This window comes from Pseudomonas sp. FW215-R2 (assembly GCF_058789255.1).
Window position 1 is genome coordinate 1 of record NZ_JBYTBO010000029.1, and the last position, 19,181, is coordinate 19,181.

18 protein-coding genes are annotated in these 19,181 nt (G+C 61.4%); 6 read left to right on the forward strand and 12 right to left on the reverse strand.

Annotated elements, in window-relative coordinates:
• Window positions 1-141: 141 nt before the first annotated feature.
• From hglS to AC3WRD_RS27400, 3 genes are all read right to left on the reverse strand, one after another.
• On the reverse strand, window positions 142-1,521 hold the full coding sequence (hglS, locus tag AC3WRD_RS27390) for a 2-oxoadipate dioxygenase/decarboxylase HglS (RefSeq protein ID WP_102619565.1): 1,380 nt from the start codon (window positions 1,519-1,521) through the stop codon (window positions 142-144).
• Window positions 1,522-1,632: 111 nt separating this feature from the next.
• On the reverse strand, window positions 1,633-2,571 hold the full coding sequence (locus AC3WRD_RS27395; RefSeq protein WP_102619566.1) for an alpha/beta fold hydrolase: 939 nt from the start codon (window positions 2,569-2,571) through the stop codon (window positions 1,633-1,635).
• A gap of 16 nt (window positions 2,572-2,587) precedes the next feature.
• Entirely contained in the window at window positions 2,588-4,042 is a 1,455-nt protein-coding gene (locus AC3WRD_RS27400) for a flavin-containing monooxygenase (protein WP_102619567.1), read from the reverse strand.
• Window positions 4,043-4,213: 171 nt separating this feature from the next.
• Between AC3WRD_RS27400 and AC3WRD_RS27405 the strand changes: the two genes are divergently transcribed.
• Window positions 4,214-5,287 (forward strand): diguanylate cyclase, encoded by a 1,074-nt coding sequence (locus tag AC3WRD_RS27405; RefSeq protein WP_102619568.1) that lies wholly within the window; start codon window positions 4,214-4,216, stop codon window positions 5,285-5,287.
• A gap of 84 nt (window positions 5,288-5,371) precedes the next feature.
• Window positions 5,372-6,607, forward strand: a complete 1,236-nt coding sequence (locus AC3WRD_RS27410) for a M20/M25/M40 family metallo-hydrolase (protein ID WP_102619569.1) — start codon at window positions 5,372-5,374, stop codon at window positions 6,605-6,607.
• 88 nt (window positions 6,608-6,695) lie between these two features.
• Here the strand turns inward: AC3WRD_RS27410 and AC3WRD_RS27415 are convergent, their stop codons facing one another.
• From AC3WRD_RS27415 to AC3WRD_RS27450, 8 genes are all read right to left on the reverse strand, one after another.
• Complete coding sequence (locus AC3WRD_RS27415; RefSeq protein WP_096822909.1) at window positions 6,696-7,565, reverse strand: isocitrate lyase/PEP mutase family protein; 870 nt, start codon at window positions 7,563-7,565, stop codon at window positions 6,696-6,698.
• Between the two features lie 160 nt (window positions 7,566-7,725).
• On the reverse strand, window positions 7,726-8,760 hold the full coding sequence (gene astA, locus AC3WRD_RS27420) for an arginine N-succinyltransferase (protein WP_096822908.1): 1,035 nt from the start codon (window positions 8,758-8,760) through the stop codon (window positions 7,726-7,728).
• A gap of 55 nt (window positions 8,761-8,815) precedes the next feature.
• A complete protein-coding gene (locus tag AC3WRD_RS27425; RefSeq protein WP_102619570.1) occupies window positions 8,816-9,832 on the reverse strand; it encodes an arginine N-succinyltransferase in 1,017 nt (338 codons plus the stop codon).
• A 118-nt stretch (window positions 9,833-9,950) separates the two neighbouring features.
• The gene (locus AC3WRD_RS27430; RefSeq protein ID WP_085733174.1) at window positions 9,951-11,300 is read right to left on the reverse strand and encodes an APC family permease; all 1,350 of its coding nucleotides are present in this window, start codon (window positions 11,298-11,300) and stop codon (window positions 9,951-9,953) included.
• An 87-nt stretch (window positions 11,301-11,387) separates the two neighbouring features.
• Window positions 11,388-12,140 (reverse strand): N-formylglutamate amidohydrolase, encoded by a 753-nt coding sequence (locus AC3WRD_RS27435; protein WP_102619571.1) that lies wholly within the window; start codon window positions 12,138-12,140, stop codon window positions 11,388-11,390.
• Complete coding sequence (locus AC3WRD_RS27440) at window positions 12,124-13,455, reverse strand: type I glutamate--ammonia ligase (RefSeq protein ID WP_102619572.1); 1,332 nt, start codon at window positions 13,453-13,455, stop codon at window positions 12,124-12,126. The genes AC3WRD_RS27435 and AC3WRD_RS27440 overlap by 17 nt, the downstream gene beginning before the upstream one ends.
• Entirely contained in the window at window positions 13,452-14,096 is a 645-nt protein-coding gene (locus AC3WRD_RS27445) for a cysteine hydrolase family protein (RefSeq protein ID WP_007956245.1), read from the reverse strand. The genes AC3WRD_RS27440 and AC3WRD_RS27445 overlap by 4 nt, the downstream gene beginning before the upstream one ends.
• Before the next feature lie 2 nt (window positions 14,097-14,098).
• Window positions 14,099-14,953 carry a MurR/RpiR family transcriptional regulator gene (locus AC3WRD_RS27450; protein WP_102619573.1) on the reverse strand — a complete coding sequence of 285 codons (855 nt, stop codon included), beginning with the start codon at window positions 14,951-14,953 and terminating at the stop codon, window positions 14,099-14,101.
• Between the two features lie 317 nt (window positions 14,954-15,270).
• Between AC3WRD_RS27450 and AC3WRD_RS27455 the strand changes: the two genes are divergently transcribed.
• Complete coding sequence (locus tag AC3WRD_RS27455; protein ID WP_102619574.1) at window positions 15,271-15,843, forward strand: histidine phosphatase family protein; 573 nt, start codon at window positions 15,271-15,273, stop codon at window positions 15,841-15,843.
• Complete coding sequence (gene cobF, locus AC3WRD_RS27460; protein ID WP_102619575.1) at window positions 15,840-16,595, forward strand: precorrin-6A synthase (deacetylating); 756 nt, start codon at window positions 15,840-15,842, stop codon at window positions 16,593-16,595. The genes AC3WRD_RS27455 and cobF overlap by 4 nt, the downstream gene beginning before the upstream one ends.
• Here the strand turns inward: cobF and ftrA are convergent.
• Window positions 16,564-17,553: a transcriptional regulator FtrA gene (gene ftrA, locus AC3WRD_RS27465; protein ID WP_096822900.1), complete on the reverse strand. Its 990-nt coding sequence runs from the start codon at window positions 17,551-17,553 to the stop codon at window positions 16,564-16,566. The two genes, cobF and ftrA, sit on opposite strands and share 32 nt — an antisense overlap.
• A gap of 102 nt (window positions 17,554-17,655) precedes the next feature.
• On the opposite strand from ftrA, the gene AC3WRD_RS27470 reads away from it, so the two are divergent.
• On the forward strand, window positions 17,656-18,090 hold the full coding sequence (locus tag AC3WRD_RS27470; protein WP_096822899.1) for a rhodanese-like domain-containing protein: 435 nt from the start codon (window positions 17,656-17,658) through the stop codon (window positions 18,088-18,090).
• Window positions 18,091-18,345: 255 nt separating this feature from the next.
• Window positions 18,346-19,125: an ABC transporter substrate-binding protein gene (locus AC3WRD_RS27475; RefSeq protein WP_011333505.1), complete on the forward strand. Its 780-nt coding sequence runs from the start codon at window positions 18,346-18,348 to the stop codon at window positions 19,123-19,125.
• The last annotated feature ends 56 nt before the right edge of the window (window positions 19,126-19,181 follow it).

Genomic DNA, 19,181 nt, shown 5'->3' on the forward strand with positions numbered 1-19,181 from the left:
AAGTTGCGCAGTACTGCGCAACTTCTTGCGCACTTGGCTGGAGGCCATGAGCGGCGTGGCTTGCAGCGGTTTTAAGGGGTGTTTTATTACGTACAACTGCGCAACTTCTTGCGCAGTATGGCCAAACGCCGCTTCGTCGCCTTACCGAGTCAGCACGGTGAGGCATTCTTCTATCGAACGCTGCTGCGTCTCGGCATACAACCTCAATTCATCGATGGTCGAACGCCCCAAGGCCTGTTCGAACGCCTGACGATTGGAGTGCTCGCCATAGTGCGTCTGCGCCGCATCCCCCAGGTTCGACTGAAAAATCCCCGCCGCACTGACCGGCAGGAAATCTTCGTACACCAGCGGTTCGGCTTTCACATACCCATCGCGTAACAGCGCTTGCAGCGAAACATCAGCCGGACGACCCGCCGCAAGCCCTTTGTCTGTCAGGAAATAACGGAAGTACGCCAACTCCTGCTCGCGCATGCCCTCAAGGCTGTCAGGGAATTCGCTGAAGTGCTGGGTCATCAGCGTGTTGTAGCGTGAGGCGTTGGCTTCGCTGGGGAAGTCGCCCAATTCATCGCGTGCCGCATTCAGCAGACGGTCGTACAGCGCCCGGCCCTTGGGGGTCAGCGCTGCACCGCGTTGTTCGATTTCGCCGAATCGGGCGCTGTGGCTGCCGCGGGTGTGCGTCTGGTCGGTGAAGGCGATCGGCTCGTCCAGCGCCTTGAAACTGGTCTGGCGCAGGAGGATTGGATGCTGCCGGCGCGGTGGCCCTTCGATCACCGCTTTGGGTGTGATGCCGTGCAGCGGCATCTTTGCCTGAACGATGTCGATGTCCAGCGTACGCGGTGTCAGGTGGTTGATGTGCGGGCCCTTGAACGCGACGACATCGGCGATCAAACGATGCTGGGCGCTGAGCGTCTGGTATTGCGCGGCGGTGACGGTGGCGCTGTGGTGCCAGCGAAAAGTCTCCAGCGCTTGCAGGACAAATTCCCCGGCCTCGGATTCATTCAACCCGCCAGCGGCTTCAGCCTGCTCGATCAGACGCAACGCGGTTGGGGTGAAGATCGAACGCTGATCCAGCACCGATTGCGCGAAGACTCGCAGCTCGGGATCTTCGATCAACTCCAGTCGCAGCAACGAAGTGAACACCCGAAACGGGCTGACCTGTAGCGCATCTTCATGCACCGCGCGGAACGCCGTGGAGTGCACAGGCACTCCGGCAGGGGTCAGGTCGTAATAACCCACGGGTTGCATGCCCATCACCGCAAACAGGCGGGCGAGGGTGGCCAGTTCGGTCGCGGTGCCAACGCGGATTGCGCCATGGCGCTCCATGTCCAGCCGTTCGATTTCGCCGGTGCTGTGCAGTTGACGGGCGATCTGCGGCTCGCGCGACAGCACGTCGAGGTTGGTCTGTTCCACCAGTTCCATCAAGGCGCCATACAGCGGCACTTCTTCGCGGTACATGTCGGACATCGCTTTGGAGAAGCGTTGGCGGATCAGGTCGGGGCTGACGAAAGGCTGCACGGTCATGAAAAAAATTCCTGGCACGGTCACGTAAAGGATGGGGGAAAAGATCGCAGCCTTCGCCGACGCGGGCAAACGAAGAATCCTACGAACTTCATTCTGCCAACGACTGACCGTTTACCTGTCCTGACGCGAATTCTCCCCCAGGAACTCCCGATACAAACGTGCCGTGTTCGACGGCTGCTCGACCATCGGCATGTGACCGACGCCGTCCCACACATCGACCCGCAGATTGGCGATGCCCTTGCTCCAGACCGGCACGCTGCTGACATCGATCAACCGGTCCTTGCGGCCCCAGAGCAACAGCCCCGGGCATTTGATGTCCGGGAGTTTCGGCTCCATCGGCGGACTGGCGCGAAAATCCCGGAAGATCTCTTCCAGTTCATCCCGGCGTTGTTCGTAGCGCTGGGCGATGGCATCCAGCACCAGCCCCGGTACCCAGGGCGGCGAGGCCATGGTCATCGCATAGAAGCGTCGGAATTCTTCCCGGGAATTGATCAAAAACGGATTGTGCCCACGTGCCAGATGGCGCTCCATGTCGCTGGGCTCCGGTGCCGTGACGCCGGCCGGGTCGATCAAGGCCACCGAAGCGATGCGATCGGGGTAGGTCGCCGCCAGCCACGCGGCGATGTAACCGCCCATGGAGTTGCCGATCACATGGACTTTCTCGACCCCGCAGACGTCGAGCAACTGGATCATGCGCTTGGCCTGCACCGCGATGTCGTAGCCACCGCCCGCCTTGAAGCCGGTTTCGCCGTGGCCGGCCAGGTCCGGAATGATCACTCGATACTGACTGACGAAATGCCGGGCGAAGCGCAGCCACAGGTTCTTTTCCGCGCTGTAGCCATGCAGCATCAGAATGCTGCTCGACGCTTCATAGGGCCCGCCTTGCCAGGTCGACACGGTCATTTCGGCAATCGGTACTTCAATCTTGTGCAACCGGTACAGCTTGGCCTCCAGGGCCGCGCTCAGGTCGTAGAGCCAGTGGCCGACCGCCGGGTAGCTCAACCAGCTCCAGGCCACGAAAACTGCGAGGGCGACAAACAGCAAGAGCATCGGACGTCTTCCTTGTTCAAGACAGAATGTGGTCGGCCGGTTTCAGCGCCCGGGTCAACCGGTGATAGCTGAAACTGAAGCCCGGGAACATTGCGATCACATGACCGCTCTTGCTTTGATACCAACTGTGGCAGCCGCCGGTTTTCCAGACCGTGCGCTCCATCTCCCGGTGAATCATCTGAGTGTAGGTACGTTCTGCTTCGGGGCGAACTTCGATGCTGCGCAGACCTTTGGCCTGCACGGTGCGGATGCAGTCGAGGATGTAGTTCATCTGCGATTCGATGATGAACAGCGCCGAGGTGTGGCCTATGCCGGTGTTCGGCCCGGTGACGATAAACAGGTTGGGAAAGTCCGGCAGGCTGGTGCCGAGGTAGGCGCGCGGGTATTGCGCCCAGACGTCGCGCAGTTGCACGGCGTTTTTTCCGCTGACCGGGTAGGAAATCACGCCGTCGGTGGCGTCGTAACCGGTCGACCACACGATCAGGTCGACGTCGATGTGCTGGCCGTCCGTGGTGACGATGCCGGTTTCGTCGAGGCTGGCGATGCCTTGCTCGCGGCTGTGCAGCGTGACGTTGGGCCGGGTCAGCGCCGGGTAATAAGTGCTGGAAACCAATACCCGTTTGCAGCCGATGGTGAAGTCCGGCGTCAGTTTTCGCTGGAGTTCGGGATCCGTTACCTGGTGTTTGAGGAATTTCAGGGCCTGGCGCTGCACCATGTGAATCGCCGGTTTCGAATATTTGAAGGCGATGACCCGGGTTTCGAACTGCCAGTAGATCATCCAGCGCAACAGTTTGTAGGCCGGTTTCAAACCCAGCAGCCAACGCTGGAAGGGCCCGAATTTGCGGTCCGGTCGGGGCAGCACCCAATGCGGCGTGCGTTGAAAGACGTGCAGTCGCTCGACCTGCGGCGCAATCGTCGGTATCACCTGCGCCGCACTGGCGCCGCTGCCGACGATGGCCACGCGTTTACCGCGATAGTCGTAGCTGTGATCCCAACTGTTTGTATGAAAGGTCTTGCCCTGAAAGCGATCCTGTCCCGGGAAGTGTGGGACGACCGGTTGGCTCAATGGCCCGGTGGCGTTGATCAGGAACTGTGCGTAGAACGTGCCTTTTGTGCCGGTGTGTACGGCCCAACGTTTCTCGGTTTCGTCCCATTCGATGCGTTCGACGTTGGCTTGCAGTTCCACGCGGTCGCGCAGGCCGAAACGCTCGATCACATGTTCGGTGTAGTGATGCAGCTCGGCCTGTTCGGCGAACATCTGCGTCCAGGGGTAGGGCGCGAACGACAGTGAATACAGGGGCGACGGCACATCGACCGCCGCGCCGGGGTAAGTGTTCTGGCACCAGGTGCCGCCGAAAAAGTCCCGCCGCTCCAGCAAGCGAAAATCGTCGATGCCGGCCTTGAGCAAATTGATGGCCGCGCACTGGCCGCCAAACCCGCTGCCGATGATCAACACTTGATAGGTCTGCATGGGCCTCCTTCTTAGAGTCTTTTTTCCATTTTCTTCCTTTCATGTATAGCCAATCATTTGCCTGCCGTGTGATGGAAATGGCGGGGTATTCGGCCGCTGGCCGGTGATGGCTATTTAACGTCTCCCTGTTAGACTCCGAGCACATCCTTTTGCGGTGTACTCGAGGCCCTTATGGGAAGAACGGGAGGAAAGGGACTTTCACTGGCCAGGAGGCTTTACACATCGCGAACCCTCGGGTTGGTCCTGGGGCTTCTATGCGTGAGCGTTGCGATGCACCCGCTCGATCCGCCGACCTGGGTCTGGGCGCTGATGCTGTTCAACGGCTTGGTCTGGCCGCACCTCGCGTATCAATGGGCCCGACGGGCCAAGGTTCCGTACCACGCCGAACACCGCAACCTGCTGCTCGACGCCTTTCTCGGCGGCTTCTGGGTCGCCGCCATGCACTTCAATCCCTTGCCCAGTGCCACGACCATTTCAATGATGGCGATGAACAATGTCGCCATCGGTGGCCTGCGTTTTCTGCTGGCCGGGGCGGCGGCGCAGTTGCTTGGCGTCGGCGTCGGGCTGGTAGTGTTTGCCCCGGCCTTCATCCCCGCGACCTCTCCGGCGCAGCTCTATGCGTGCCTGCCGTTGTTGATGCTGTATCCGCTGGCGCTGGGCTGGATCTGCTTCCGCCAGGCCTACACCCTTGGCCTGCACAAGCGTGAATTGCTGGCGTTGAGCCGTACCGACAGCCTGACCGGTTTGCTCAATCACGGCGCCTGGAAGGATCAACTGGACATCGAATTCGAACGCAGCAAACGCCAGCAGACAGGCGCGGCAATTGCGCTGATCGACATCGACCATTTCAAGGCGATCAACGACACCTACGGCCATGTGGCCGGCGATATCGTCCTGCGTCAGTTGAGCAAGATGCTCAAGCAGAACCTGCGCATGGCCGATGTGGCGGGGCGCTACGGCGGCGACGAGTTTTGCGTGATCCTGCCGGACCTGCCGCTGTTCAATGCAGCGCAGGCCATGGAAGCCTTGCGTGAGCGTTTTTCCTTTCTGGTCTACGAACAGAGCCCGGCGCTGAAAGTCAGCTTGAGCATTGGCCTGGCGGCACTCGATCCGGCTCACGGCGATGCAACGCGCTGGCTGAACGATGCCGATGAAGCGCTCTACGAAGCCAAGGCCAGCGGGCGCAACCGGGTGATCTGCTGCAACGATGACAAGCCGCGGCGTGAGGTATTCGATTCGGTTTGAACGGATTGGGTGTCGCATCCGGGATAGAGCCTTGGGGCGATGTCAGGTACGGTTCAGTACCCGACACGAAACAAGGATTGATTCATGACGTTCAACTTCCCTCGTTCCCTGCTGGCCGCCGGTCTCGGCCTGACCCTCTCTTTCGCAGCCGCTGGCGCGTTCGCCGAACCGCACAAACAGGTGCTGGCCGACGCCGAGCAATACAAACCTGAAGCCCTGAAATTGCTCGAGCGCCTGGTCAATATCGACTCCGGTTCCGGTGATGAAAAAGGCCTCAAACAAGTCAGTGACATCGCCATCGATGAGCTGAAAAAGCTTGGCGCCACTATTGAGTTGGTGCCCAACACCCCGGAAAAAACCAACCACGTACTCGCCACGCTCAAAGGCACCGGCAAGGCGAAAATCCTGCTGATGGCGCACATGGACACGGTGTTCAAGGAAGGCTCCGCCGCCGAGCGACCGTTCCACATCAAGGACGGCCGCGCCTACGGGCCGGGGGTGATGGATGACAAGGGCGGGATTGTCGCCGGCATCTATGCGCTGAAAATTCTGAAGAACCTCGACTTCAAGGACTACGCGCAAATCACCTTCCTGCTCGATGCCAGCGAAGAAACCGGCTCGGACGTCGCCACCGACCTGATCAAGAAAACCGCCAAACTTCACGACGTGACCCTCAACCTTGAACCGGGTCGCCCGGCGGATGGCTTGGTGGTGTGGCGCAAGGGCAGCGCCACCGCACTGGTCGAGGTCAAGGGCAAGGCTGCTCACGCCGGCGTCGCGCCGGAACTGGGGCGCAACGCGGCGATGGAAGCGGCGCATCAGATCCTGCAACTGGGCAAACTCGGCGACGAAGCCAAGAAAACCACGATCAACTTCACCGTGCTCAAGGCCGGCGACCGCACCAACGTCATTCCGGATCAGGCCATGGCCAAGGCTGACGTGCGGGCGGCGGTGCCGGAAGAGTTCGACCGGATCGAGAAGGATCTGGCGCGGGTGTCGCAGGACAAGCTAATTCCCGATACCGAAGTGAAGACTTCGCTGCAACGCGGCTTGCCACCGATGCCGCAGACGGCGGAGTCGGATCGTTTGATGGCGATGGCCCAAGGGATTTATGGCGAAATCGGCCGCAAGTTGACCGAAGAAGGCAGTGGCGGGGCGGCGGATGCGAGTCTGTCAGCCGGGGTGGGCACGCCGACGCTGGACGGGTTCGGGATTGTTGGCGGCAACATTCATACGCCGGAGGAGTATGCGGAAGTGGAGAGTGTGGCGCCGCGGATTTATCTGTTGTCGCGGATGATTATGGAGCTGGCGAAGCAGTAACGGCAGCTAGCGGTTTCGCGGCGGGCGCCATGCGAGTGGACTCGTAATGGCGTCGGGCCGCTCTGCCTCTTTGTAGCGGGGTGCGAGGTTACTCTTTGACGCTCATGTATTCCTTGGCCCAGAGGATGTATTCCTCAGGCTGGGTGTAGGTGTGGGTCAGTTCGGTGGCGCTCAGGTCCGAGGCCTGGGTGAAGATCTGGCGCTGTTCGCGCAGGCTGTCGTAAGTGGCCTTGATCGCCGCGAAGTAAGCACCGTGGCCGTCGATGGTCACGCGCACACCCAGTTCGGCCAGGCGTTTGTCGTCGCGTAGCGCCGGGTTGCCGTAGGTGACCAGCATCAACGGGACGGTCAGGTGTTCGGCGATTTGCTCGAGCTGATCGAAGTCCTGGATGCCGACCATGCAGATACCGTCGGCGCCAGCGGCCTGGTATTGGCGGGTGCGGCTGATGATTTCCTGATTCGGCAGGATGCCGGCGTTGGTCCGGGCGATGATCGCCATTTCCGAGTCGACTCGGGCTTCCAGTGCCGCGCGGATCTTGCCGACGCCTTCGGCGACCGAGATCAGGTCGGTGGATTTACGGCCGAATTGTGCCGGCAGCAGGGTGTCTTCGATGGTCAGCGCGGCGACGCCGGCGCGTTCCAGTTCGACGATGGTGCGCATCACGTTCAGGGCGTTGCCGTAGCCGTGGTCGGCGTCGGCGATCACCGGCAATTGGGCGACGCGGCCGATTCGGGTGGCCTGTTCAGCGAATTCGCTGAGGGTGATCAGGGCAAAGTCCGGAGCGCCCAGAACCTGCAACGAGGCGACCGAGCCACCGAGAATCCCTACTTCAAATCCCAGGTCAGCGGCGATGCGGGCGGACATCGGATCGAACACCGAGGCGGTGTGATAGCAGGTGTCGGAAGCCAGCAGCTGACGGAAGTTACGGCGCAAATCTTGATGAGAAAGCCTGGTCATACGAGTTCCACCAATACAAAGGAATGGAAAGGCTTGAGCAAAGGTGTCAACGCCGAAGGTGAAAAGGCTATCACGCCAATGGGTCAAGGATCATGACGAATTAACGAGGAAGTTAACCAGGAAAAACCTGTTCAGGCTTTCTTGCAGCAGGCAGAGGCGCTCAGGCCGCCACCGCCTGCTGCTGTTGATTGGGCAGCGGCACTGCCCGCACCGAGTTGCCCGGCTGCAATTGCAGGCGTTTGGCGGTGAGACGGTCGATTACCAGAGTGCTGCCGACCCGGCGCCCCGGAGCGACGGTGATGCGGCAGTTTTCCAGACGCCGGTTGTGGATCAGCCACAGCGGCGCCTGATCGTCCGGCGCGCCAATGCTCAGGGTCAGTTCCAGGCTGTCGCGTACCGTGCGGATACTGCGGATCGGCGCCTCGATGACCGGGCCGCCGTCGAAGATGTCGATGTAGCCTTTGTGGGCGAAACCCTCGGACTGGAGGATTTTCAGTGCCGGCTCGGTGTTGGGGTGGGCCTGACCGATCACGGCCTGAGCCTGTTCGGTGAGCAAGCAGGTGTACAGCGGCTGGCGCGGCATCAGTTCGGCGATGAAGGCCTTGTTGCCCAGCCCGGACAGGTGGTCGGCGTGGCTGAAGTCCATCTGGAAGAAGTGCCGGCCGAGGCTGTCCCAGAACGGCGAACAGCCTTGCTCGTCGGCACTGCCGCGCAGTTCGGCGATCATCTTCTCGCCGAACAGGTGCGGGAATTCAGCGACAAACAGCAAACGCCCCAATGACAGCAGGCGTCCATTGCTGCCGTGGCGCTGATCGTGGCGCAGGAACAGCGAGCACAGTTCCGATTGGCCGGTCAGTTCATTGTTGAGGAACAGCGTCGGGATCTGCCGCTGGATACCGAGGTCCGGCGCCGAGCTGACAGTCAGCCCGACCCGATAGTTGTACCAGGGCTCACGCAGGCCGACAGCCCCGGCCAGGGCGCTGACCCCGACCACCCGCTGCTCGTCGTCCTCGAGCACAAAAAGATAGTCGGCATCGGCCCGTTCGACCTGCTCGGCGAAGGCGCGCTGCGCCCAGCGTACCCGGTGGGCCAGGCGATCTTCGTTGGCGGGCAGGGTGGTGAACCCTGGCCCGGCCTGTTGCACCAGCGTCATCAACGCTGGCAGGTCGCTGACTTGGACCGGACGGACAATCATGCTGCAACTCCTTTTGCGCGCCTGCTCGGGCACTGTCGTTGGGTGAGGGCGCGGTTCACAGGGCAATCACCCGGATCTTGCTGCCAGCGCTGACATTCAGTGCTGCACAAATCGCCGGCGTAAGCGCCAAGGGCTGACCGGGCTGGTAATCCAGCTCGGCGACCACCGCCCGAAAGCCATGCAGTGCATCGTTACTCACCAGATAACGACCGCGGGCATCGATCAGTGGTTCCGTTTGAACCGTGGCGGTCTGGCTCTGGGCGATCGAACGGATGTTGGCGGTGCGTGCATACAAGGTCGGGCCGGCATCGAACAGGTCGATGTAGCTGTTGGTTTCAAAACCCTCGCGTTCAAGGATGTCGAAGGCTTCCTGACCGTCCGGGTGGATGCGACCGATGCACTCCTGTGCCGCCAGCGGCAGCATCGGCACGTAGATCGGGTATTGCGGCATCAGTTCGGCAAGAAACGTACGGCTCTGCAAGCCGCACAGGCGTTCGGCCTCGACGTAGGGCAGGTCGAAGAAATGTTTGCCCAGCGCGTCCCAGAACGGCGAGTTGCCTTGCTCGTCGCTGTAGCCGACGATTTCGGTGATCACCGCTTCGGCAAAACGTGTCCCGTGGGCGGCGATGAACAGCAGTCGTGCCCGCGACAGCAATTCCGAGAAGGGTGTGCGTACCAGCGCCGTGTCGATGTGAAAACCGCGCAGCAGCGTGTGGCCGCTGAGGTCGTGGCACAGCGACAGTGCCGGAACGCCATGTTCGATGTTCAGTTCCCGCGAAGCGCTGGTGAAATGGCGATTGCGCAGACTGTAGAACGGCTCGTTATGGCCGGCCGTGGCGAGAATCTCCGAGCAGCCGACCAGACGGCGGCTGTCCAGATCTTCCAGCACGAAGAAGTAATTCTCCGGGCCCTGAGCCGCGGCGTCGCTGTCGAACGAGGCGCAGGACGCGGCGATTTTTTCGCTCAGGCGCTGGCTGTCGTCCGGCAGGGACGTGACGCCCACCAGGCTGTCGCGAGCCAGTTGTTGCAATTGAGGCAGGTCGTTTGGCTCGACTGGGCGTAAGACCAGCATGGATGCACTCCTGTATCAAAAGGTTCGGCCCATTCGCCGAACCTGACTATCACTGTCGGTTTCCACGCGTTAAAGCGGCGGACGCCTGATTTGTTGTCAGACGCCGCTCTTTTTCTTGTCAGCCATTGCTCGGGTCAGGCAGCGCGGTACTGGCGCCGAGCTTGTTCAGGAAGAACAGGTACACCAGACCCAGGGCGATCCAGATCAGGCCGAGTTTCTGTGCATCGACGCCCATGTTGTACATGATGGCCGCGACGATGATGAAGCCGATCACCGGGCAGATCAGGTGACGGATCACTTGGCCGGACTTCTGCCGGCGCCAGTAGTAATTGATCACGGTCAGGTGCAGCAGCATGAAGCCGCTCAAGGCGCCGAAGTTGACCAGCGAGGTCAGGGTGTCCACCGAGTTGATGAACAGGTAGCAGATCACCAGCGACAGCACGGCCACCAGATAGATGCTCAGGTACGGCGTGTTGTGTTTCGGGTGGACCTTGGCCAGCACTTTCGGCAGCTTGCCGTCGCGGGCCATGCCGAACAGCAGGCGCGAGACGGCGGCTTGCGAAGTGATCGCCACCGCCACGCCCCAGGCCAGGGCCGTGGCAACGCCGGTCAGGGTGGCGAGCCAGCTGCCGGCGGCAATTTCGGCGATTTCATAGAACGCGGTGTCGGCGGACTTGAAGCCCATACCGGCGGCCAGGTCGGTGGCGATCCAGGTCTGTACGACGAAAATCGCGCCCATCACCACCAGGGTGATCAACGCCGCTTTGCCGACGCTGCGGCCCGGATCGCCCTTGATCTCTTCGGCGAGCGTGGAGATCGCATCGAAACCGAGGAATGACAGCACCGCAATCGACACCGCTTGCATCAGCAGGGCGAAGTTGAAGGTTTCCGGGTGATACAGCGGCGCCAGGGTCAACTGGCCGTTGCCGCCACCGTTGTGCAGGGCATTCCAGGCGTAGAACAGGAAAATCCCCAGCACAACCAGCTGTGCCAGCAGGAACACGATGTTCATGCGGGCGGTGAAAGTGATGCCGCGCAGGTTGACGAACGTGGCGCTGACCAGGAACGCCAGGATGAAGCCGACTTTCGGGATGTCCGGGTACAAATGGTTGAGCGCCATCGCCGCGTAGACGTAGAGCAGCGGCGGAATCAGCAGATAGTCGAGCAGCATCAGCCAGCCGGCGATGAAACCGACGTGTTGATTCAGACCTCGTTGTGCGTAGGAATACACCGAGCCGGCAATCGGAAAGGCCCGGGCCATGCTGCCGTAGCTCAGCGCGGTGAAGACCATCGCCACCATGCCGATGATGTACGCCAAGGGCACCATCCCCGGTGCCTCCGCGTTGACGTAGCCATACACGCCAAACGGGGCGATGGGGATCATGAAGATCATCCCGTACACCACCAGGTCGGTCAGTGTCAGGCTACGTTTCAACTCCTGTTTGTAGCCGAACTCTTCTATTTCCATGAAGCGCAACTCCTTGTCAGCCAATCGGTCGTTTTAGTTGTTATATCGGTCCGTCGTTTACAGCGTCAGCAGTGGTTACAACAATCTTTACAGCAGGGGTGCCAGATAATTTGCCCAGCGGGTCACCGCTTCCGGGTTGCGCAGCAGGTCGTTGCGCACTTCGATCAACACCGACTCCAGACCACGGGCATCGCCGTGCACCGGCACGGTCATGTCGCCCAGTGGGTCGATCTTGTACGGCTGGTTGCCGGCGACTTTCAGCGGATGCCGGTCGAGACCGTCGAGCAGGCGCTGGGCATAGGCTTTGGACTGACCGAACAGCACGCCGACTTCCAGTTCCCGTGGCTGGCCGTAGTACACCGGGGTGAAACTGTGAATCCCCACCACCCGCACTGGCCGGCCATCGGCCAGGCGTTCGTCGATCAGTTGTTGCAGCCGGGTGTGAAACGGCTTGAACAGGCACTGGCGACGGTATTCGCGGGTGGCTTCATCGAGCTCGCGATTGCCCGGCACCTGATAGATCTCGCTCTGCGCCGGAATGCTGTCCGGGGCATGTCGGGGCCGGTTGAGGTCGATCAACAGTCGCGAATAATTGGCGCTCAGCAGCGTGGCGCCGATCTTTTCCGACAGTTGCTCGGCCAGCTCCAGCGCACCGATGTCCCAGGCAATGTGTTCACGCGCAGCCGTGTCATCCAGGCCCAGGTTGTTCAGGGCGTCGGGGATGTAGCGGCTGGCGTGCTCGCACACCAGGATCAGCGGGTGCGTCGAATCTTCACGGATCAGGTTGTAGACCGGTCGGGTGTACAACCCAAGCTCGGCGGATTCAGTACAGGCGTGCATAGTGCTCACACAGGTCAGCGGGCGAGAGCTGTTCCGTCAGCGCCAGTTCCTCGGTTTTAAGGGCGAAATACGTGTCTAGCAACGGTGCCGGCATCGCTGCCATCAGCGCTTCGCTGCGACGCAGGCATTCCAGTGCCTGAGCCAAAGAGGCGGGCAGGGCAACGATGCCCCGCGCCTCGCGTTGTTCGTCGTTGAGTGAATCGGGGATTTCATCGGTGATCGCGTTCAGCGCCAGACGCTGTTCGATGCCCAGGCGGCCGGCGATCAGCAGCGCAGCCATCGCCAGGTGCGGCGAAGCGGTGGCGTCCATGGCGCGGAATTCCAGGTTGTACTGCTTTGCCACGGGTTTGTTGCCCAGGCTCACGGTCGGGCAGATGCGCAGAGCCGCTTCACGGTTCTGCTGCCCGAGGCAGGCGTAGGACGCGCTCCAGTGGTGCGGCTGCAAACGTTCATATGAGACCGGGGTCGGTGCGGTGAACGCACACAGCGCCGGCAAGTAATGCAGCACGCCCGCCGCCCAGTGCTGGCCGAGGGTCGACAAGCCATTGCTGGTGCCGGCGTCGTACAGCATCGGCTGACCGGCCAGGTCGAGCAGGCTGACGTGCAGGTGAACGCCGTTGCACACCGCTTCAGCAGCGGTCTTCGGCGCAAAACTCAAATCCAGGCCCATCTGCCGGGCAATTTCCCGGGTGATCTCGCGTACATTCACCGCGCGATCCGCCGCCGCCACGCCGAGGGTCGGGCGGCAGGTGATTTCGTATTGATGCTTGCCGTATTCGGGCAGGAACATTTCCGGCTCGACGCCGCCGGCGCGCAACGCGCTGAGCAGCCAGCCGCCGAACTCGGCGCCCTGGCGTTGTGCTTCGAGAGAGAAGGCCAGGTGTTCGGCAAACCCTGCGTGCAGATTGAATTCGTGTTCGAACGCGGCATTGACCTGCAAGCCGAGCTGGTCGCGATACCGCTCGATTTCATCGCTCAGCAGCGTGCGCGGGCAGGCGCCCCACGGGCGGCCGTCGGTTTCGCGGATGTCGCCGTGGATGAAATCCAGCGCCGGGGCGGCGGTGTCCGGGCCGTTGCCGACGGTGACGCGGCTGGCCAGATCGGGAATCAACCGCAGATCGCCATAGGCGCCCCACGGATTGCTCGACGCGATGATGTCCTGCGGCGTCAACGCGCTGTTGGCCGGCACCCAGCCGCAACCGGCCGCTTGATAGTGTTCCAGCTCATCGCTGGGAAACGAGCGGCCACGGGTGATGCCGATCAGGTCGGTGGTGACGATGGTGGTCATCGGCAACGGCGACAAGCGTTCGCTCATGGCTGCATCTCCTGCAACCGACCGAGTACGGTGTCAGTGTCGGTGATCCAGCAGTAGCCCTTGATCGCGTTCAGGCACGCGTCGTGGCGTGCTTCGGTGTAGGTCGCGCAGGCGTCCGCCACCAGTGTCACCAGATAACCCCGGTCGGCGGCGTCGCGCACGGCCATGTCCACGCACTGGTCGGTGACGATGCCGGCGATGATCAGGTGCCGGGTTTCCAGATTGCGCAGCACGTAGTCGATGTTGGTCGAGTTGAAGACACCGGAAGAAGTCTTCGGCAGCACGATTTCGTTTTCCGCCGGGGTCAGTTCGGCGATGACCTGTGCCTGCGGGCTGCCCTTGGGCAGGTGCATGTCCGACAGTTTGTGGTCCAGCGAGCGGTCGCGACCGTCGGCGGTGAGGCTTTCGATCAGGGTGTGCAGCACGTTCTGCCGTGCGTCGCGGAAGGCGTTGAGCAGGCGCACCTGATTCGGCACCACTTGCGAGCGCGTGCGGTTGAGGAAGTAGGCGGCGTCCGGGCCTTCGAGGTGCGGGTCGAACTGCGGCTCAAGCCAGGCACGCTGCATGTCCACCAGCAAAAGCGCAGTGTGGTCGGTGACAAACGGCAGGTCCCGCGGCGAGCGGTGGGGAAGGCTGAACATCCTTATTTATCCTCCAGCAGGTGGGTGTCGAAGTCGTTGCGCAGGGCATCGATGCCTTCCAGGCGATCGGCCAGGTCCGGGCTGCGCAGGGTCAGGCAAGCGATCAACGCTTCAATCTGGGCCAGCGCCGGGACCATGGTGTCGAACGGCGATGCCGACTCCACCGGGGCGCTGATGATCATGTCGGCCAGCTCGCGCAGCGGCGAGGCATAGATGTCGGTGAACAGCACGACGCGAGCGTTGTTGTTCTTCGCGGCAGTGGCCACGCGCAGGGCCTGGGTCTGGTAGCGGCGATAGTCGAACACCAGCACCACGTCCTGGCGCTGCAGGTCGAACAGACGATCCGGCAGTTGCGCGTTGTCCTCCAGCGCAAAGCAACCGGGGCGCAGCAGACGCAAATGATTGAGCAGGTAAGTGGCCATCAGGCTGCTGAAGCGCCCGCCGAAGCAGTAGACCTGATGGCGCGTATCGAGCAGCCATTGCGCGAGAATCCGCACGTCTTCGGGTTGGGTCAGGGCCTGGGTTTCGGCCAGCAGGTTGTGGCTGTGGGCCAGATAGTGGCTCCAGGCATCGTCCTGATTCAGGTTCGAACGCGGTTGCAACAGCGTGCGCGGCGAGCGCAGGCGATGGTCCATGTCGCTGAGGAGGGCGTCCTGGAATTCGGCGTAACCGCCAAAACCGAGTTTTTTTACCAGACGCACGATGGTCGGATCGCTGACGCCGGCGTGTTCGGCCAGACGCGCCATCGGGCCGAGCCCGTTGCGCGGGTACTGATCGAGCAAGGCCCGGACGACTTTGCGCTCTGATGGCGTAAGGTCCAGGCCGGGATCAGTAATCAGGTCTCTGAGAGGGGGCATCCGGGCTCCTGCTGGATGGGGTGTTGGATTCGCTTCACAATCCGTTAAAACAGTATTTATGTAACTCACGCTACATGTCTAGTGAATTTTCCAGGCAATTATTTCAGCCCCAAAATGGGGCGAGATGCCCGTGTAACAAGGGCTACACGTCTATCGATCGATCTTGTAGTCCATTGCCCATTGTTGTGTCAGACATTGCCGCTTTGTTTTGACAGGGCGATTGAAGGGCTTCCCCGGAATCGCCCGGTTTACGGCACAATTGCCGTCCTGTCGGCACGTTGCCGGGTGTTTTTTACCTTCTGACCGAGTGACTCATTGTGCAAGCCACCCGTTTGACCTTGATGTGTCACGCCAGAACCGTCGCACAAAAATTGGCGCGTTTTCCTACGAACGAAGCTGTTGAAGAAAGCGCTGTTGCGTCTGACTCGCTGGCCGCTCGGTTCGAGAGGCCGCGCCGTTTGATCTGTGGCCCGGAATTGCGCACGTGTCAGACTGCCGCATGGTTCGGTCACGATGCCCAGGTGGATGAAGCACTGCGCGATTGCGACTGGGGCCGTTGGCAGGGGCAGTCGATCAAAGACCTGCAGCGAGATGAACCGGAAGCCCTGCAAGCCTGGTTCGAAGATCCCGGCGCCGCGCCCCATGGCGGGGAATCGGTGGTGCAACTCGGCGAGCGAGTGGCCGCATGGCTGACGACCCTGCAAACCACGCAGGGTCATGTCGTGGCCGTCACGCATCCGTTCATCATTCGAGCGGCGCTGATGCAGGTCATGCAAGGCCAGGCTTTCCATAGCATCGATGTCGAGCCGCTGGCGGTGGTCGAGTTGAGTTTCTTCGGGCGCTGGCGGCTACGCTTGTCCGGCATCGACCTTGAAGGAGACCGTACATGAAACGCTTGCTGGTCATCGGCATTGGCGCCGGCAACCCCGACTACATCACGATGCAGGCGGTGAAGGCGCTGAATCAGGTGGACGTGTTTTTCCTCATGGACAAGGGCCAGAGCAAGGACAAGCTGATCGACCTGCGTCGCGAAATCTGCGAACGCTACATCACAGATCGTACGTATCGTTTCGCCGAAGCCCACAGCCCGGAGCGCGAGCGCGGCGATGTGGACTACAGCGCCAGCGTCGATGATCTGAACCGCGCCAAGCAGCAAACCTTCGAGCGCCTGATCAATGACGAATTGGCTGACGGGCAGTGCGGCGGTTTTCTGGTATGGGGCGATCCGGCGTTGTACGACAGCACCCTTCGCATTCTCCAGGCGATTCTGGCTTCGGGGCGATGCACATTTGAATTCGACGTGATCCCGGGCATCACCAGCGTTCAGGCCCTGGCGGCGCAGCACAAGGTACCGCTGAACACCATCGGCCACTCGATTGAAATCACCACCGGCCGACGCCTGGCGGCGGGGCAGGTGAGTGATACCGACAGCCTGGTGGTGATGCTCGACGCCGAAGACTCCTACCATCGGGTGGCGGATCAGGAGACAGAGATTTACTGGGGCGCCTACCTCGGCACGCCGGACGAAATCCTTATCAGCGGCCGGCTCAAGGATGTGGCGGATGAGATCGAGCGGGTGCGCAAGGCTGCGCGGGCCGAGCATGGCTGGATCATGGACACTTATCTGTTGCGCAAGCCTTGACCTCACGACCAAAGCGCTCGCGATACACCGACGGCGGCACCCCGACCACGCTGCGAAACGCCACACGAAAGCTTTCCACCGAACGATAACCGCAGCGCTGGGCGATCTGATCAGTGTTTTGCGGTGTGCTTTCCAGCAGCTCTCGGGCTCGGGCCAGGCGCTCGTGTTGCAGCCAGGCCTTGGGGGACTGGCCGCTGGCTTCCGTGAATTTGCGCAGGAAGGTGCGTTCGCTCATCGCCGCTTCGCTAGCCAGATCACGCACTTCCAGCGGTTCGTGCAGGCGTTCGCGGGCCCACTGCATCACGCGCGACAGATCGCTGCGCGGGGTCGGGCTGACCGGGGTGGGAATGAATTGCGCCTGACCGCCGGTGCGTTGCGGCGACATCACCAGCCGTCGCGCCACCGAGTTGGCCACCTGAGTGCCGAAGTCCCGCGCCACCAGGTGCAGGCAGGCGTCGATCCCCGCCGCGCTGCCGGCCGAAGTAATCAATTGGCCGGAATCGACGTAAAGCACGTCCGGGTCGACATCAATGGCCGGGAAGCGCTCGGCCAGCTCCGAGGTGTAGCGCCAGTGGGTGGTCGCGCCATGCCCGTCGAGCAATCCGCTGGCTGCCAGCACAAAGACACCCGAGCAGATCGACAGCAACCGTGCGCCGCGCGAATGGGCATTGCGCAATGCTTCGAGCAATGCCTCGGGCACCGGCGCACTGCGGTCGCGCCAGCCGGGAATGATGATGGTGCGCGCATCCGCCAACAATTCCAGACCACCATCGGCCAGCACCTGAATCCCGCCCATGGCACGCATCGGGCCCTGATCGACCGCCGCGATGCAGTGCGCGTACCACGGGAAATCGAATTCTGGCCGGGCCAGGCCGAAGATCTCCACAGCGATGCCGAACTCGAACGTACAGAGGCCGTCGTAGGCCAGGATCGCGACCAATCCAGGTGATTCAGGCATTTGGCGGAAACTTCCCGGTGAGTGTCTTGTGCGCCACTGTAGCGGCAAGCGGCAGCTCGATAAAGTCTGTTCATCCCTTCACAGACGTAGGAGCAACACAACATGCCCAGCTTGGTTCGCGAAATTCCTGCCGCCCCGTCGGCGATTGCCCTGATGCACTTCAGCAACCGTCTGACCTTCGAAACCGATTGTTCCGACGTCTTCAGCAGCCAGGAAGCCGGTGAGATCGATTTCGTGCTGGTGGACGTGCGCGGGCCGCTGGCCTTCGAGCGCGGCCACGTACCGGGGGCGATCAATATTCCGGGGCGTTTGCTGACAGCCGAAAGGCTGGCGGATTACCCGACATCCACGCTGTTCGTGGTTTATTGCGCCGGTCCCCACTGCAACGGCGCCAACAAGGCTGCGGTGAAACTGGCAGCGCTGGGTTATCCGGTCAAGGAGATGATTGGCGGGGTCACCGGCTGGCTCGATGAAGGCTTCGAATTGAGTGTCGCAGCGCCACGAGCGGCGACCCATCCGATTGCCTGTGATTGCTGATACCCAGTGAGTTGCCGCCATGGGCGGCAGCTTTTATCGGCTTTGTCCTACAACCCTTGCACCGCTCTGGCGCACACTTTTCCCACGTGATGGCACTCGCCGATTTTCTATAAGTATTTGTCGCTTAAACACAATTTGCCCCGTGCGCGCCGCCATAGACTGCCGGCCACTTCGGTTTCTTTGCGCTCCATAGCCCAAGGCCGAACCTGACAATCGAAAGCTGCCAATAAAAGCCTCCGCACACGGGAGTAATAAATGAAAAAGCTGGTTATGTTCGGTGCCCTGGCACTGTCGATGTTGTCCCTGACCGCCGTGGCCGAAGACGCCAAACCGATCCGTATCGGTATCGAAGCCGGTTACCCGCCATTCTCGATGAAAACCCCTGACGGCAAACTGGCCGGTTTCGACGTGGACATCGGCGATGCGCTGTGTGAGCAGATGAAAGTCAAATGCACCTGGGTCGAGCAAGAGTTCGACGGCCTGATCCCGGCGCTGAAAGTGAAGAAGATCGACGCGATCCTGTCCTCGATGACCATCACTGACGATCGCAAGAAAAACGTCGATTTCACTATCAAGTACTACCACACCCCGGCGCGCTTCGTGATGAAGGCAGGCTCCGGCGTGAAAGATCCGCTGACCGAGCTCAAAGGCAAGAAAGTCGGCGTGCTGCGCGCCAGTACCCACGACCGCTACGCCACCGAAGTGCTGGTGCCGGCCGGGATCGAACTGGTGCGTTACGGCTCGCAGCAGGAAGCCAACCTCGACATGGTGTCCGGTCGTATCGACGCGATGCTGGCCGACTCGGTCAACCTGAGCGACGGCTTCCTGAAAACCGACGCCGGCAAAGGCTTCGAATTCGTCGGCCCGACCTACGAAGACGCCAAATACTTCGGCGGCGGCGCCGGTATTGCCGTGCGTAAAGGCGATACCGAGCTGGCGGAAAAATTCAACACTGCCATCAACGAAATCCGCGCCAACGGCAAGTACAAGCAAGTGCAGGACAAGTACTTCGACTTTGACGTGTACGGTCATTAATACGCCGTAGAAAAAAGTGGCCCCGTTGACGCGGTGGCCACTTTTTTTTCGCCTGT